Source organism: Pseudomonas sp. BP01, from assembly GCF_022760795.1.
Taxonomy (GTDB): Bacteria; Pseudomonadota; Gammaproteobacteria; order Pseudomonadales; family Pseudomonadaceae; genus Aquipseudomonas; species Aquipseudomonas putida_Q.
Genome location: NZ_JAFBKA010000004.1, coordinates 168,541 through 183,399 on the forward strand (window position 1 = coordinate 168,541; position 14,859 = coordinate 183,399).

Genomic DNA, 14,859 nt, shown 5'->3' on the forward strand with positions numbered 1-14,859 from the left:
GGGCGCGGTACCCTCAGTTGCAGGGGTAGCTGCTCAGCAGGCTGGCGCTGCGCAGGTAGGCGTGAGGGGCGTCGAGCATGCCTGGGGGCAGCGTCCGCCAGTCGACCAGCAGGCACAAGGCATGCAATGGCTGGCCGCCGCGCTGCCCGATCACCGTGCCGGAAAAGCTGCGACGGTACAGCGCCTGGGTCTGGTGCAGCGCCTGTACCTGATCGGCTTGGGCCAAGGTCTGCCGGGCCAGATCGGGCAACTGGGCCATGGGAGTACTGAAATACACCGGCGCACCGTTTGCCTGCAGGTAACCGGCCTGACGCACGCGTTGCCACAGTTGTTGCCACTGGCTGGCGCCGGCATAGCGCTCCAGGTCGCGGCCAAGCTCAAGCAGTTGCGCCGTGGTCACCTCGCGGGTGTCCAGCGCGTGAAGGGAAAACGGGGTCAGAATCAGGGACGCGAACAGCAGGGGTTTGTACATGATGCCTCCGGCATGGGTGCTTGGAGCCCCATGCTTTCAGGCAGTCGGCACCCTACCCAGCAGGAAATGCAGCGCCGGGCCCTATGGGCGTTGTATCATTGCCACGGCTCGTTACGAGCCATTTGCCCCTGATGTTGCAAGGAACTTTCGATGACACACGTGCAGCGCCTCAAATATTCCCTTTTGATCATCCTGGTGGTACTGGGCCTGATGCTGGGCCTGTCCCACCTGCAGAAGCAGGGCACGATCAGTGAGCAGACCTTCCAGATGCTGGCCATCGCCATCGCCGTGGTGGTCGTGGTGATCAACGGCATTCTGCGGCGCAAGGTCAAACCCTGACGCCTGCGGGCCGGCCAGCTGTGGCCGGCCATGCGCTCAGCTCGAGGATGTCTGCTCCAGTACGGCGCGCGCCTGGGGGTTGAGGCTGTAACACTTGTCATTGCCCAGCTCGATGACACCTTCGGTGCACAGCCGCTTGAGCACTTCACGCACGCTGAGGAATGAAAGCGGAATATCCAGCTGTGCCAGTTGCGCGTGCACGCCGCGTACGCCAATGCTGCGGCCATTGCGGTCGGCAGCGTGCAGGGCATCGATCACCTTGAGCCTGATCAGGCTGGTGCGCAGGCCGAAAGTGCGCAGCAGCTCGCGGATCTGTTCGTTGCCGATGCGTTCTTCAGAAAAAGCGTCCTGTCCGTTGGGCGCTTTGCCTGGGACGCGCCCAGCCTGGGTCGAGGGTTGCGGGTTGTACATGTGAATGCTCCTTTTCGTGGACTAACCCGATATGTGGTTGCCTCACTAACTAGGACGAATGAGAACGCAAAAACTGCAACCCACTCTTGAAAAAATATGCCTGTTCCTCTTCAAGACGTTCCATCGCCTTGTAATACGTAAAATTTTCATCTGGACATTCGTCTGATCGGGATAGACCCCGAATCCCAGGAGTGCCCGTGTTTCCAATTTCTCGTCCCATGACTTGCGCAGGCCTCGCCGCTGCACTGGCGGCCTTCAGCGTTGCCGTACAAGCGCAGCCCGCCGCCGATGCCAGTGCGCAGATCCGTCGAACCAGTTACGGGGTGCCGCATATCGTGGCCAAGGATGAGCGCGGCCTGGGCTATGGCGTCGGCTATGCCTACGCCCAGGACAACCTGTGCCTGCTGGCCAACGAGGTGCTGACTGTGAGCGGTGAGCGCTCACGCCATTTCGGTGCCAAGGGCAAGACCCTGGAGCAGCGTGACAACCTCGCCAGCGACGTGTTCTTTACTTGGCTCAACAGCCCAGGGGCGGTCGATGCGTTCCTGCAGGCGCAACCGGCGCAGGTGCAGGCACTGCTGGCGGGTTATGCCAGCGGCTACAACCGGGCGCTGGCCGAGCGCCGGCGCGAAGGCTTGCCCGCCGAATGTGGCAACGGTGAGTGGCTGCGGCCGATCACCAGCCAGGACCTGGTCAAGCTGACCCGCCGGCTATTGGCCGAGGGTGGCGTCGGGCAGTTCGTCGAGGCGCTGGCGGGTGCGCAACCACCTGCGCAGGCCAGCCGGCAGACCTCGGCAGGCTTCGCCACAGCGCTGGCGCGGCAAGAACGCTTTGCCACGGAGCGCGGCAGCAATGCGGTGGCCGTAGGGGCGCAGCGTTCGTTCAATGGCCGCGGCTTGTTGCTGGCCAACCCGCACTTCCCGTGGATGGGCGGCATGCGTTTCTATCAGATGCAGCTGACCATCCCCGGTCAGCTCGATGTGATGGGCGCGGCATTGCCGGGCCTGCCAGTGGTCAATATCGGTTTCAACAGGCATCTGGCCTGGACGCACACCGTTGATACCTCCAAGCACTTCACCCTGTACCGCCTTCAGCTAGACCCCAAGGACCCGACCCGTTACCTGCTGGATGGCAAGTCGCTGCCATTGGCCCGGCAAACCATCAGCGTCGCCGTCAAGGCCGAGGATGGCAGCCTCAGCCAAGTGGAGCGGCAGGTCTACAGTTCGCAATTCGGCCCGGTGGTGCAATGGCCCGGGCGCCTGGATTGGGATGCGCATGCGGCCTACAGCTTGCGTGACGCCAACCTGGACAACACCCGGGTGTTGCAGCAGTGGTACCAGATCAACCGTGCCGACAGCCTGGCAGCGTTGAAAGGCTCGGTCGAACAGTTGCAAGGCATCCCCTGGGTCAACACCCTGGCCGTGGACCAGGGTGGTCGTGCTTTGTACCTTAACCAATCGGTGGTGCCGTATGTCGACCAGCAACTGCTGGCCGCTTGCAGCAACCCGCAGGCACAAGGGCGCTTGGTGGTGCTGGATGGGGCGCGTAGCGCGTGTCAGTGGAAGGTTGACGCGCAAGCTGCGCAACCGGGTATCTTCCCGGCGCGACTGCTGCCGAGCCTTGAGCGCCAGGATTTCGTGCAGAACTCCAACGACCCGGCCTGGATGGCCAATCCGGCGCAGCCGCTGACCGGATACTCACCCCTGGTCAGCCGCAGTGACCAGCCGCTGGGCATGCGCGGCCGCTTTGCCCTGCAGCGTCTGCAGGGCACGGCAAGGCTGGGCGTTGATGACCTGCAGCGCATGGTGACCGACGACGAGGTCTACCTGGCCAGCCTGGTGCTGCCAGACCTGCTGCAATGGTGCGAGGGCGCAGGCGCAGATGTACAGGCCGTGTGCAGCAGCCTGGCTGCCTGGAACGGCAAGGCCGACCTCGACAGTGGTATTGGCCTGGTGCACTTCCAGAACCTGTTCGATGCCGTGGCCGAACACCCGGAAAGCTGGCGGGTGGCCTTTGACCCGGCCGACCCGCAGCACACGCCGCGTGGTTTGGCGGTGGAGCAGGCGGCCGTGCGCAAGCTGGTTCATGATGCTGCACTGGCGTCGCTCAAGCAGGTGAACGACAGCGGCGTAGCCGGGGAGGCGCGTTGGGGGCAGGTGCAGCAGGCGCTCGACGGCACACCGGTACCGGGTGGCCCGCAGGCGCTGGGGGTGTACAACGCGATGTACAGTGTGCCGCACGGGCAGGGTAAGCGGCTGGTGGTCAGCGGTACCAGCTACCTGCAACTGGTCAGCTTCACCGACAAGGGGCCAGAGGCTCGTGGGTTGTTGGCGTCCTCGCAGTCGAGCGAAGCGGCTTCGGTGCATGCCAGCGACCAGACCAAGGCCTTTGCGGCCAAGCAGCTGGCGGTGATTCCGTTTACAGAAGCGCAGATCAAGGCAGACCCGGCGTATCGGGAAGTGGTGATCAGTGAGCGGGACAAAGGGGCAGTGGCGCAACAGTAGCGCTTTCTGCCGCGACTGCGACCTTGCAGGAGCGGCCTTGTGCCGCGAAAGGGCTGCGGAGCAGCCCCAGCAATTTCGGTGGTTATGCTGAGATCTGGGGCCGCTGTGCGGCCCTTTCGCGGCACAAGGCCGCTCCTGCATGGGGCATGCAATGCGCGTCAGGAAAACTCGAACGGTGCCAGCTGAAACCCTTGCTCATCCACCTGCAAGGCCCAGCCGCGGCGGTCCCAGTCGCCCAGCACGATGCGCCGTGCCGGTTCCCCATCAACCACCAGCTTGTGTATCGCCGGCCGGTGGGTATGGCCATGCACCAGCGTGCGCACGCCGTGCGCCGCCATCACCTTGGGGACTTCCTCGGGCGTGACGTCGACAATCTCGGTGGACTTCATCCGGGTTTGCGTGCGGCTTTCACTGCGCAGCTTGCGCGCCAGCTTGTAGCGGGCCGACAGCGGCAGGTGCCGCAACACCCACAGGCTCAGCGGGTTGCGCAGTAAACGGCGCATCTTCATGTAACCCAGGTCGCGGGTGCACAAAGTGTCGCCATGCATCAGCAGCACCTGCTCACCGCCCAGCTCGATCACGCTGGGGTCGCTCAGCAATGTGCAGCCCGCAGCGTCGCAGAAAGCCTGGCCAATCAGGAAGTCACGGTTGCCATGCATCAGGAAGATAGCCGTACCGCTGTCGCTCAGCCGCCGCATGGCCTGGCAGATCGACTGCTGGAAGGGGGTCATGGCATCGTCGCCGATCCATGCTTCGAAAAAGTCGCCCAGGATGTACAGCGCCTTGGCGTGGCGGGCACGGCCGTCTAGCAGATCAAGAAACGCCCGGGAAATGTCCGGGCGCTCTTCTTGCAAATGCAGATCGGAGATCAGCAGTATCACTCAATGATCTCGGCTTTCTCGATGATCACGTCTTCTTTTGGTACGTCCTGGTGGCCAGCCTTGGAACCGGTGGCGACCTTCTCGATGGCATCAACCACTTCACGGCCTTCGATCACTTCGCCGAATACCGCGTAGCCCCAGCCCTGTACGTTCTTGCCGCTGTGGTTGAGGAAGTCGTTGTCGGAGGCGTTGATGAAGAACTGCGCCGACGCAGAGTGCGGCTCCATGGTGCGGGCCATGGCGATGGTGTACTTGGCGTTTTTCAGGCCGTTGTCAGCTTCGTTCTGGATGCTGGCACGCTTGTCACGCTTTTCGTTCATGCCTGGCTCGAAACCGCCGCCCTGAATCATGAAGCCCTTGATCACGCGGTGGAACACGGTGTTGGTGTAGTGGCCTGCGTTGACGTATTCGATGAAGTTGGCCACGGTAATCGGGGCTTTTTCAGCGTTCAGTTCAATGACGATGTCGCCGTGGTTGGTGGTCAGTTTGACTTTGGACATGCTGAAACTCGCTTTTTCAAGGCAATCGGGAATTAGGGTGCGCAGGGCGCCGGTTATCACCTGACGCATGTTCAGGCGCTCACGACACATGGCGCGCACTGGCCATTTTGCCAGGCTTGGGCAAAAAGCCGTGATAAATCACGCCAGTTTGTCCGGGCCCGACTGTCAGCAGCTTGACTGCTTCGGCTATGATAGGCCCTTTGATTCAATCGGCCTACCCAGGCCGGACACGTGCATTCAAGGATCCTATGAGCAAGCCCACTGCCGACAACGCGCCCAACGCCGCTGCCAAAGGCGCCCCCGCTGTCCCTGCGAACTTCCTGCGGCCGATCATCCAGGCCGACCTGGACTCGGGCAAGCACAGCAGCATCGTTACCCGCTTCCCGCCGGAGCCTAACGGCTACCTGCACATCGGCCATGCCAAGTCGATCTGCGTCAACTTCGGCCTGGCCAAGGAATTCGGGGGCGTCTGCCACCTGCGTTTCGATGACACCAACCCGGCCAAGGAAGACCAGGAATACATCGACGCCATTCAAAGCGACGTCAAATGGCTGGGCTTCGACTGGGCCGGCGACGTGCGTTATGCGTCCAGCTACTTCGACCAGTTGCACGACTGGGCGGTCGAACTGATCAAGCGTGGCAAGGCCTATGTCTGCGACCTGACCCCTGATCAAGCCAAGGAATACCGCGGCAACCTCAAGGAGCCGGGCAAGAACAGCCCGTTCCGCGAGCGTAGCGTGGAAGAAAACCTCGACCTGTTCGCCCGCATGAAGGCCGGCGAGTTCAAGGACGGCGAGTGCGTGCTGCGGGCAAAAATCGACATGGCCTCGCCAAACATGAACCTGCGCGACCCGATCCTGTACCGCATCCGCCATGCCCACCATCACCAGACCGGTGACAAATGGTGCATCTACCCCAACTATGACTTTACCCACGGCCAGTCGGACGCTATCGAGGGCATCACCCACTCCATCTGCACCCTGGAGTTCGAAGGGCATCGTCCGCTGTACGAGTGGTTCCTCGACAACCTGCCGGTGCCTGCACACCCGCGCCAGTACGAGTTCAGCCGCCTGAACCTGAACTACACCATCACGTCCAAGCGCAAACTCAAGCAGCTGGTTGACGAAAAGCACGTCGACGCCTGGGACGACCCGCGTATGTCGACCCTGTCCGGCTTCCGTCGCCGTGGCTACACCCCGGCGTCGATCCGCAACTTCTGCGAGATGATCGGCACCAACCGCTCCGATGGCGTGGTCGACATGTCGATGCTCGAGTTCAGCATCCGTGACGACCTGGACCGCACCGCACCGCGCGCCATGTGCGTGCTGCGCCCGCTGAAAGTGGTCATCACCAACTACCCGGAAGGCCAGGTGGAGCAGCTTGAGCTGCCGCGCCACCCTAAGGAAGACATGGGCGTGCGCGTGCTGCCATTCGCACGCGAGCTGTACATCGACCGCGATGACTTCATGGAAGAACCGCCCAAGGGCTACAAGCGCCTGGAGCCGGGCGGCGAAGTGCGCCTGCGTGGCAGCTACGTGATTCGCGCCGACGAGGCCATCAAGGACGCCGACGGCAATATCGTCGAACTGCGTTGCTCGTACGACCCGGACACCCTGGGCAAGAACCCTGAAGGCCGCAAGGTCAAGGGCGTGATCCATTGGGTGCCGGCCGAGGGCAGCGTCGAGTGCGAAGTGCGCCTATACGACCGCCTGTTCCGCTCGCCGAACCCGGAAAAGACCGAGGAGGGCGGCAGCTTCCTGGACAACATCAACCCTGGCTCGCTGCAAGTGCTAAGCGGTTGCCGTGCCGAGCCGTCGCTGGCCCAGGCGCAGCCCGAGGACCGCTTCCAGTTCGAGCGTGAAGGCTACTTCTGCGCCGACCTGAAAGACAGCCAGCCGGGCCGCCCGGTGTTCAACCGCACTGTCACCCTGCGTGACTCCTGGGGCAGCTGAGGAAACGCCGTGCTTACCATTTACAACACCCTGAGCAAAGCGAAGGAAACCTTCAAGCCGCTGGATGGCAACAAGGTGCGCATGTACGTGTGCGGCATGACCGTGTACGACTACTGCCACCTGGGCCATGGCCGCAGCATGGTGGCCTTCGACCTGGTCACCCGCTGGCTGCGCAAGAGCGGCTACGAGCTGACGTATGTGCGCAACATCACCGACATCGATGACAAGATCATCAACCGGGCCAACGAGAACGGCGAAAGCTTCGACGCCTTGACCGCCCGCATGATCGACGCGATGCACGAAGACGAGCGCCGCCTGAACATCCTGCCGCCAGACCAGGAGCCGCGTGCCACCGACCATATCGCCGGCATGCACGCGATGATCCAGACCCTGATCGACAAGGGGTACGCCTACGCCCCGGGCAATGGCGACGTGTACTACCGCGTCGGCAAGTTCGTCGGCTACGGCAAGCTGTCGCGCAAGAAGATCGAAGACTTGCGCATCGGTGCGCGCATCGAGGTCGACGAAGCCAAGCAGGACCCGCTGGACTTCGTGCTGTGGAAGGGCGTCAAGCCGGGCGAGCCGAGCTGGGAATCGCCATGGGGCCCGGGCCGTCCGGGCTGGCACATCGAGTGCTCGGTGATGTCCACCTGCTGCCTGGGTGAGAGCTTCGATATTCATGGCGGTGGCAGCGACCTGGAGTTCCCGCACCACGAGAACGAGATTGCCCAGAGCGAGGCAGCCACTGGCAAGCAGTACGCCAACGCCTGGATGCACTGCGGCATGATCCGAATCAACGGCGAGAAGATGTCGAAGTCGTTGAACAACTTCTTCACCATCCGCGATGTGCTCGAGAAGTACCACCCTGAAGTGGTGCGCTACCTGCTGGTGGCCAGCCACTACCGCAGCGCGATCAACTACTCCGAAGACAGCCTGCGCGATGCCAAGGGCGCGCTTGAGCGCTTCTACCACGCCCTGCGCGGCTTGCCACGGGTGGCGGCCAAGGGCGGCGAAGCGTTTGTCGAGCGTTTCAGCGTGGCGATGAACGACGACTTCGGTACCCCTGAAGCCTGCGCCGTATTGTTTGACCTCGTGCGTGAGATCAACCGCCTGCGCGACAGCGACCCGCAAGCTGCTGCCGGCCTGGCTGGCCGCCTGCGTGAGCTGGGTGAGGTGCTGGGTGTACTGCAGCTGGAGGCCGATGAGTTCCTGCGTGCCGGTGCCGAGGGCAAGGTCGATGCTGCCGAGGTGGAAGGCCTGATTCAGGCACGCCTGCAGGCGCGTGCGGACAAGAACTGGGCCGAGTCGGACCGCATTCGTGACCAGTTGACTGCAATGGGTGTGGTGCTGGAAGACAGCAAGGGCGCGACTACCTGGCGTCTGGCTGACTAATCAGTGCAAATTGGGCTGCTTTGCAGCCCATTCGCAGCAAACGGTGGTCGCAATCAAATCAATCTGAACCCTTAGCGCCATTTGTGACCCAACCCATTACATGCCAAATGGGAGAGCGCTCATGGAAATCGGAACGATCTGGATCATCATCGCAGCCTTGGTCATCCTGCTGGAAATCTGGGCCATCTGGCACATCATCGGCAGCGATCGGCGCGCCGAGCGCAAGATGCTGTGGGTCGTATTCGTCGTCTACGCACCATTCCCGGGGTTGTTGTTCTGGGCCTGGCGCGGGCCGCGGGCGGTGAAGGGCAGGGCAGTACTGCAGGAGAAATGACCGCGCCAGCGTCAGGCGTGGGGCGCGCCCCTGCGCTTGACCTCGAGTTAACTTCAGGTCTGATACTGCCCCGCTCTTCCAACCGAGCGAGGGCTTGTCATGACCCAATCAACCGCATTCCAGCTTGGCAACCCTGAGGGCCTGTACGACCCCAGCGGCAATGCCTATTCTCATATCGCCGAAGTGCGCGCGGGCAGCCGCCTGCTGTTCATCGCCGGCCAGGGCGGGGAGGACAGCACCGGGCAGTTGTCGCCATTATTTGCCGAACAGGCCCGTCAGGCACTGGCAAACCTTGAGCTGGCGCTGGCGTCCAAAGGCGCCAGCCTGGCCCAGGTGTTCAAGCTGACCCTGCTGATTGTGGAGCATTCCGAAGCGCGGCTGCGCCAATGGGTGGCCGAAGCCGACAGGGCATGGGGCCCGCACATGAAACCTACTTGCACGCTGATCCCGGTACCCCGCCTGGCGCTGGATGGCATGCTGGTGGAAATCGATGCTGTGGCAGCGCTTTAGCGCTTGATGATGCTGTGGTGGCGTCTTGGAACCCCTTTGTTGTATATCGGTACCGGCATGGCCGCGATAACAACAATATTCCCTCAGAGGTGACCACACCATGAGCACCGGCACCACCACGCTTGCCGACCGCAATGCCAAGGCCTGGGTCTGGCCTGCACTCTTCAGCCTGATAGCCTTCGCCGCCAACTCGGTGTTCTGTCGGCTGGCGCTGAAGGACGGGGCCATCGACCCGGCTTCGTTCACTGTGGTTCGCCTGGCCAGTGGTGCTTTATTTCTGCTGTTGTTGATTCGCCTGCGCAAACCGGTGCTGGCCATGGGTGGCAGTTGGCGTGGCGGCCTGGCCCTGTTCCTCTACGCCTTTTTGTTCTCTGCTGCATACCTGCAGCTGGGCGCAGGTGCGGGAGCATTGCTGCTGTTCGGTGCAGTGCAGATCACCATGTTCGGGTTTGCCTGGTACAAAGGTGAACGCATCACCGCACGCACGCTGCTGGGCATGTTGATCGCCTTTGCCGGCCTGCTGGTGCTGTTGTTGCCGGGTGCAGCGGCGCCACCCTTGGCCAGTGCCTTGCTGATGGCCCTGTCAGGTGTGGCCTGGGGCGTGTACACGTTGCTGGGCAGAGGCTCGCCCAGGCCACTGGCCGATACTGCCGGCAATTTTGCCCGTAGCCTGCCTTGCCTGGCGCTACTGCTACCGATGCTGTTGCTGGGCGCTGGCCCGCACCTCACACCGCTGGGCTTGCTATATGCCTTGGGCTCCGGCGTGCTGGCCTCTGGCGCGGGCTACGCCGTGTGGTATGGCGTGGTCAGGCAGGTAAGTGCGCAACAGGCAGCAACCCTGCAGCTAAGTGTGCCGGTAATTGCCGCACTGGGCGGCGTTGTCCTGATTGGCGAGCCATTGTCGTTGCGCTTGCTGATCGCGTGCGTGGTGGTGCTGGGCGGTATTGCACTGGCACTGGCGCCACGGCGCTAGAAGAAACTGCGCTGCGCCTTTAGCGTGACCACGCTGTCGCAATAGGTGTTGATCCCCGAATACGCATCGCAACCGCCGCCAGCGAGGCTGGAGTTGCTGTAGATCAGGTTCAAGTCGATGCCAAGCCAGGGCCGCGACAGCTCCAGCGACCAGTCGGAAAAGGCACTCACCTGGCTGCCGTCGCCAATGGTGAACGGCGTGCCCAGGCGATGATGGGCGAGCTTGACGGTGAAGTCGACATCGAACAGGGGCAGTTGGCCGAAGTCGGCGAACAGGGTGCCGGTGCGGTTGCCGGGGTTGTCGCGCAACGCGCCGCCGAAGCGGTTGCCCAGCACCGAGATGCCGCCGTACAGGGCATAGCTGTCGGGGCCTGCGATATTCGGCTGGCTGTAATGGATCAACCCCACCTCATAACCCAGGCTGCTGTCGAAATGGTGCTTGTAGCCCAGGTAGCTGTCCAGGCGCAGGGTCGAGTTGGGGGTGACGCCCATGCTTGGGGCGTACTGCCCCAGGTACCAGCCGTTGGGGTGGCTGAAGTCGAGGCCACCGTGGAATGCGCCGACGGCACTGGGTGAGATAAGGCCTTGGGCCATGCTGCGCGAGGGTGTGGTGCCGAGTGTGAAGTCGAAGTCGCCCAGTTCGCGTTTTATCTGCTGGGCCAGCAGCACCGGGCTGAATAGCAATGCAGCACTCAGCAACAGAAGGGGCCTGGTCATGGTCTCCGTCCTGGAAGGCTTGCGGTTGAGCGGTAAAGCATACCTGCGCAGGTGCAAGGAGGGAACCGTTACCTGCCCCACTCAGCCTTTGGTGGAACGGTCTGCGTCGGCGGTTTCGGTCACCACGGGCAGGTTGCCGGCACGCTGGATTACCCGCCGTTGCTGCTCGTAGTCGTCCAGGGACAGGCCGCGGCGCTGCAACGCTTCCAGTTGCAGTTGGCGGGTTTCTTCAGCGCTGTAGGTGCGCAGTTCAGGGTGGTTGGCACAGCCAGCCAGTACGGCAATGCCGGTAGCGGCCAGGGCAGTGAGGAAAAGGCGGGCCTTGGTGTTCATCGAGCAGCTCCGGAATGCGGGGATTCGCCAGGTTCGAATCGATGGCGCTAGGTTATTAAGCCGGGCCGCTCAGTAGAAATTGCCTTGTTCGATAGTCACTATTGACGCAAGCATCAGTGCTAAAAGTTTGCACGCTCGCCTCTAGCTAAAAGCATCGCCATTGCTACCCTTAACCCACGCGATCTGACCTCATGGGGATAAGCGATGCGCATGCCATTGTTTGCTTTGCTGTCAGCGCTTATGTGCCTGAACGCCGCCCCCGGCCTGGCGCTGGCGCAGGACGTACCAGCCCCCGACCCAGCCCCGCAAGCCGACACGGTCGCGGCCAAGACCCCGGTGTTCACGCAAGAGCAGCTGGACCAGATGCTGGCGCCGGTTGCGTTGTACCCCGACCCGCTGCTGGCTCAGGTATTGATGGCCGCCACTTACCCGGGACAGGTGAGCGAAGCTGTCACCTGGTCCAAGGCCAACCCCAAGGCGTCGGGCGATGCTGCAGTCAAACAGGTCGCGAAGCAGCCGTGGGACCCGAGCGTACAAGCGCTGGTAGCCTTCCCACAACTGCTCGCGACCTTGGGCCAGGACCCGGCGTGGGTGCAGCGCCTGGGTGATGCGTTCCTGGCGCAGCCCGACGATGTCATGGGCGCGGTACAGCGCTTGCGTCACCAGGCACAGGCTGCCGGCAACCTGCAAAGCAACCAGTACCAGAACGTGACCGTGCAGGCCGCCCCGGCAACACAGGCTTCCAGCAGTGCCCCATCCACCATCATCATCCAGCCTGCCGAGCCGCAAGTGGTGTACGTGCCCAGTTACAACCCCACCACCACCTATGGTACTTGGGCCTACCCAGCCTCGCCGCCCGTGTACTACCCGCCGCCGCCGATGTACTACGCCGGTTCCGCGCTGGTGGCCGGCCTGGCCTTCGGTACCGGCGTGGCGGTCGTCGCCTCGTTGTGGGGCGACTGCGACTGGGGCAACAACGACATCGACATCGACGTCAACCGATACAACAACATCAACGCCAACAACCGCATCACCAACAACCAGAACAAATGGCAGCACAATGCCGCCAACCGCGAAGGGGTGCCTTACCGCGATGCCCGCAGCCGCCAGCAGTATGGCCGCCAACTGGACGGTGCCTCCCAGCGCACCGCCTTCCGTGGCGACGACGCCCAGCGGGCGCAGGCCCGGGACAAGGCCCGGGCCTCGATGGACCGCGCGGGTATGGAACGGCCGGCCACCGACAACCGCCAGGCACGCCAGCAAATGCGCGAGGCGCAGGCGGGTAAGTCGGTGGGCAACCGCATGCAATCCCGTGGCGACACTGCCAGAGCAACCGACCGTCGCCAGGAAACACGCAATACCCAAGGCCGGCAGGTGGCACAGAACCGGCCGGCCAACAGCGCCGGCCGGGCGCGTAACAATGCCTTTGATGGCGTACGTTCGCCGTCACGCACCAACCTGCAGGCCAACCGCGGTCGTACCAGCCAGTCGTTTGCCCAGCGGCCCAATGCATCCCGTGCTGCCGGCCACCAGATCTCCCGGCCCAGTGCGCCAGTGCGTCGTGGCGGAGGAGGCCGTCGATGAAACGTCCAGTATTTGCAGCAATGCTGCTTGCGACAGGCTTGGCATGGGCTTCCCTGGCGGCCGCACAGGAGGCATTCCCGACGCCGGAGAAGGCCGTGGAGTCCTTCATTGCGGCGCTGGGCACGGAAAAGGCCGATGAAACCCGCCTGGCCCAGTTGCTGGGTGATGACTGGCGCACCTACATACCGCGTGGCGGTGTGCAACGCAGCGACGTGGACACCTTTTTGCAGCAGTATCACGCGCAGCACAGTATCGACAGGGCAGGCGAGGGCAAGGCTATCCTGGCGGTGGGCAACGCCCACTGGACCTTGCCCATACCGTTGACCCAAAGCAGCCAGGGCTGGCGCTTCGACCTCAAGGCCGGCAGCGCCGAAATCCGCGCCCGGCGCATCGGGCGCAACGAGCTGGGTGTTCTGCAGTCGCTGCTGGCCTATCACGATGCGCAAATGGAATACGCCACCCAGGACCACAACGGCAACGGTGCGCTGGAGTACGCGCAGAAGATTTTCAGCGAGCCCGGCAAGCATGACGGGCTGTATTGGGATGACGACGGCGATGGCCAGGTCAGCCCGCTGGGGCCGCTGTTCGGCCAGGATGTGGTTGGCGATGACTGGTATGGCTACCATTTCCGCATCCTTGACGGACAAGGCCCATCCGCCCCCGGTGGCGCCTACAGCTACCTGATCGGCAGCCAGATGAGCCGTGGTTTCGCCATGGTCGCCTGGCCGGCCAGGTACAACGACACCGGTGTGATGAGTTTCATGATCAGCCATGACGGCCAGGTGTTCGAGAAAGACCTCGGGCCACATGGCGACAGGCTGGCCAAGGAGATGAAACGCTTTGATCCGGATGACAGCTGGAAGGTAGTGGATGTGGCGGCAGGGGATTGAGCCCGACAATCACTGCAATCGCGCCGCCCTGACTTCTCGCGCCGTGCACCCGTAGTGCTGGCGGAACGCCCGGGTGAATTGCGCCTGGTCGGTAAAACCCCAACGGAACGCCAGCTCGCCGATGGCCAGGTGGCAATGCGGGTCGCGCAGTTGTCGGTGCACGGCCTCCAGGCGCTGTTGGCGCACCCACTCGCCAAGGGTGTAGGGCGTGATCGCGAACAGCTTGTGCAGGTAGCGCAACGACAGCCCGCAGGCGCTGGCGATGGTTGGTGGCGACAGTTCGGGGTCGCCCAGATGTTGCTGCACATACTGCTCGACCCGTGTCAGGTGCAGGGTGCTGAGGTTATTGCCTTCGCTGCCCAGTACTCGCTCATCCTGTTGCAGGGCCAGCAGCAGCGTGGCCGAAGCCTGTTCCAGCAGTAGGTGCCGGGCAGCGGCCGGGCTGGCGTCGAAATGGCGGGCGCACAGGTCCAGTTGCTCTACAAAGATACGCCCCAGGCCCTGGCTGGCATCGAAGCAATGCCGGGTATAGCGCTTGTGCCCGAGCAGGTTGGCCTTGAGTGCCCGCTCGGGCAGCTTGAGCACCCACAGGTCGTTCTGCGTGCCGTAATGGAAGCGGTAAGGCGCATCGCCGCGCTCGACGATGAACCCGCCCGGGCTGCAACTGAGCGGGTGGCCGTCCTGTTCGAAGTGTACTTCGCTGCTGCGCGGCACCGTGACCAGGTAGAACGCCTCATGGTCCTGGCCAACGTGCGCCTTGCTGCGCGAGTAGCCCAGCGGGCTGGAGCGCAGGCGTGAAAGGCTGAGTGGCGTGCTGGGCGTGCTCCAGCGCTGCAGGTGGCCATCGAATGGCTGCTCGCTGGCAAACTCCAGGCTCAACGGGAAATAGGTGTCACTGATGGCTTCGGCCCAGCGCGCCTGGCGCTCCGGCTGTGCCCAGCTGTGGGTCGAGATTTCTGTGGGCATGGTGGGTCCTTTTTCAAAGAGGGCAGCATTGAAAAAAGGAACTGCAGGCAAGCTACTCAAGCAGCTCTTGTTATTGTGCAAACCGCCCGGCAGCGCAAGGTT

General features: G+C 63.1%; 16 protein-coding genes. 9 read left to right on the top strand and 7 right to left on the bottom strand.

Annotated elements, in window-relative coordinates:
- Window positions 1-13 precede the first annotated feature (13 nt).
- A complete protein-coding gene (locus tag JOY50_RS05905; RefSeq protein ID WP_243054911.1) occupies window positions 14-472 on the bottom strand; it encodes a hypothetical protein in 459 nt (152 codons plus the stop codon).
- Window positions 473-622: 150 nt separating this feature from the next.
- On the opposite strand from JOY50_RS05905, the gene JOY50_RS05910 reads away from it, so the two are divergent.
- Complete coding sequence (locus JOY50_RS05910) at window positions 623-811, top strand: hypothetical protein (protein WP_003248064.1); 189 nt, start codon at window positions 623-625, stop codon at window positions 809-811.
- Window positions 812-847: 36 nt separating this feature from the next.
- On the opposite strand, the gene JOY50_RS05915 is transcribed toward JOY50_RS05910, so the two are convergent.
- Window positions 848-1,222 carry a fe2+ zn2+ uptake regulation protein gene (locus JOY50_RS05915; protein WP_243054912.1) on the bottom strand — a complete coding sequence of 125 codons (375 nt, stop codon included), beginning with the start codon at window positions 1,220-1,222 and terminating at the stop codon, window positions 848-850.
- Window positions 1,223-1,419: 197 nt separating this feature from the next.
- Here JOY50_RS05915 and JOY50_RS05920 point away from each other — a divergent pair, with 197 nt between their 5' ends.
- On the top strand, window positions 1,420-3,726 hold the full coding sequence (locus JOY50_RS05920; RefSeq protein ID WP_243054913.1) for an acylase: 2,307 nt from the start codon (window positions 1,420-1,422) through the stop codon (window positions 3,724-3,726).
- Between the two features lie 158 nt (window positions 3,727-3,884).
- Here the strand turns inward: JOY50_RS05920 and JOY50_RS05925 are convergent, their stop codons facing one another.
- Both JOY50_RS05925 and JOY50_RS05930 read right to left on the bottom strand, forming a co-directional pair.
- Entirely contained in the window at window positions 3,885-4,607 is a 723-nt protein-coding gene (locus tag JOY50_RS05925) for a UDP-2,3-diacylglucosamine diphosphatase (protein ID WP_132840458.1), read from the bottom strand.
- The gene (locus JOY50_RS05930) at window positions 4,604-5,107 is read right to left on the bottom strand and encodes a peptidylprolyl isomerase (RefSeq protein ID WP_132840460.1); all 504 of its coding nucleotides are present in this window, start codon (window positions 5,105-5,107) and stop codon (window positions 4,604-4,606) included. The genes JOY50_RS05925 and JOY50_RS05930 overlap by 4 nt, the downstream gene beginning before the upstream one ends.
- A gap of 248 nt (window positions 5,108-5,355) precedes the next feature.
- Here JOY50_RS05930 and JOY50_RS05935 point away from each other — a divergent pair, with 248 nt between their 5' ends.
- The 5 genes from JOY50_RS05935 to JOY50_RS05955 all read left to right on the top strand — a co-directional run bounded on the left by JOY50_RS05935 (window position 5,356) and on the right by JOY50_RS05955 (window position 10,268).
- Window positions 5,356-7,059 carry a glutamine--tRNA ligase/YqeY domain fusion protein gene (locus tag JOY50_RS05935; RefSeq protein WP_132840462.1) on the top strand — a complete coding sequence of 568 codons (1,704 nt, stop codon included), beginning with the start codon at window positions 5,356-5,358 and terminating at the stop codon, window positions 7,057-7,059.
- Between the two features lie 9 nt (window positions 7,060-7,068).
- On the top strand, window positions 7,069-8,451 hold the full coding sequence (gene cysS / locus JOY50_RS05940) for a cysteine--tRNA ligase (RefSeq protein ID WP_132840465.1): 1,383 nt from the start codon (window positions 7,069-7,071) through the stop codon (window positions 8,449-8,451).
- A gap of 121 nt (window positions 8,452-8,572) precedes the next feature.
- On the top strand, window positions 8,573-8,785 hold the full coding sequence (locus tag JOY50_RS05945; protein WP_028613816.1) for a PLDc N-terminal domain-containing protein: 213 nt from the start codon (window positions 8,573-8,575) through the stop codon (window positions 8,783-8,785).
- Window positions 8,786-8,884: 99 nt separating this feature from the next.
- Window positions 8,885-9,295 carry a RidA family protein gene (locus tag JOY50_RS05950; protein WP_028613817.1) on the top strand — a complete coding sequence of 137 codons (411 nt, stop codon included), beginning with the start codon at window positions 8,885-8,887 and terminating at the stop codon, window positions 9,293-9,295.
- 100 nt (window positions 9,296-9,395) lie between these two features.
- Window positions 9,396-10,268 carry a DMT family transporter gene (locus JOY50_RS05955; protein ID WP_132840467.1) on the top strand — a complete coding sequence of 291 codons (873 nt, stop codon included), beginning with the start codon at window positions 9,396-9,398 and terminating at the stop codon, window positions 10,266-10,268.
- Here the strand turns inward: JOY50_RS05955 and JOY50_RS05960 are convergent.
- A complete protein-coding gene (locus JOY50_RS05960) occupies window positions 10,265-10,984 on the bottom strand; it encodes a TorF family putative porin (protein WP_132840469.1) in 720 nt (239 codons plus the stop codon). The two genes, JOY50_RS05955 and JOY50_RS05960, sit on opposite strands and share 4 nt — an antisense overlap.
- Window positions 10,985-11,065: 81 nt before the next feature.
- The gene (locus JOY50_RS05965) at window positions 11,066-11,317 is read right to left on the bottom strand and encodes a hypothetical protein (protein ID WP_132840472.1); all 252 of its coding nucleotides are present in this window, start codon (window positions 11,315-11,317) and stop codon (window positions 11,066-11,068) included.
- A 204-nt stretch (window positions 11,318-11,521) separates the two neighbouring features.
- On the opposite strand from JOY50_RS05965, the gene JOY50_RS05970 reads away from it, so the two are divergent.
- Together JOY50_RS05970 and JOY50_RS05975 are read left to right on the top strand one after the other, a co-directional pair.
- Complete coding sequence (locus tag JOY50_RS05970) at window positions 11,522-12,901, top strand: DUF3300 domain-containing protein (RefSeq protein WP_243054914.1); 1,380 nt, start codon at window positions 11,522-11,524, stop codon at window positions 12,899-12,901.
- Window positions 12,898-13,791: a DUF2950 domain-containing protein gene (locus tag JOY50_RS05975; RefSeq protein WP_028613822.1), complete on the top strand. Its 894-nt coding sequence runs from the start codon at window positions 12,898-12,900 to the stop codon at window positions 13,789-13,791. Before JOY50_RS05970 ends, JOY50_RS05975 begins: the two co-directional genes overlap by 4 nt.
- 9 nt (window positions 13,792-13,800) lie before the next feature.
- On the opposite strand, the gene JOY50_RS05980 is transcribed toward JOY50_RS05975, so the two are convergent.
- Window positions 13,801-14,757: a helix-turn-helix domain-containing protein gene (locus tag JOY50_RS05980; protein ID WP_132840476.1), complete on the bottom strand. Its 957-nt coding sequence runs from the start codon at window positions 14,755-14,757 to the stop codon at window positions 13,801-13,803.
- Window positions 14,758-14,859 lie beyond the last annotated feature (102 nt).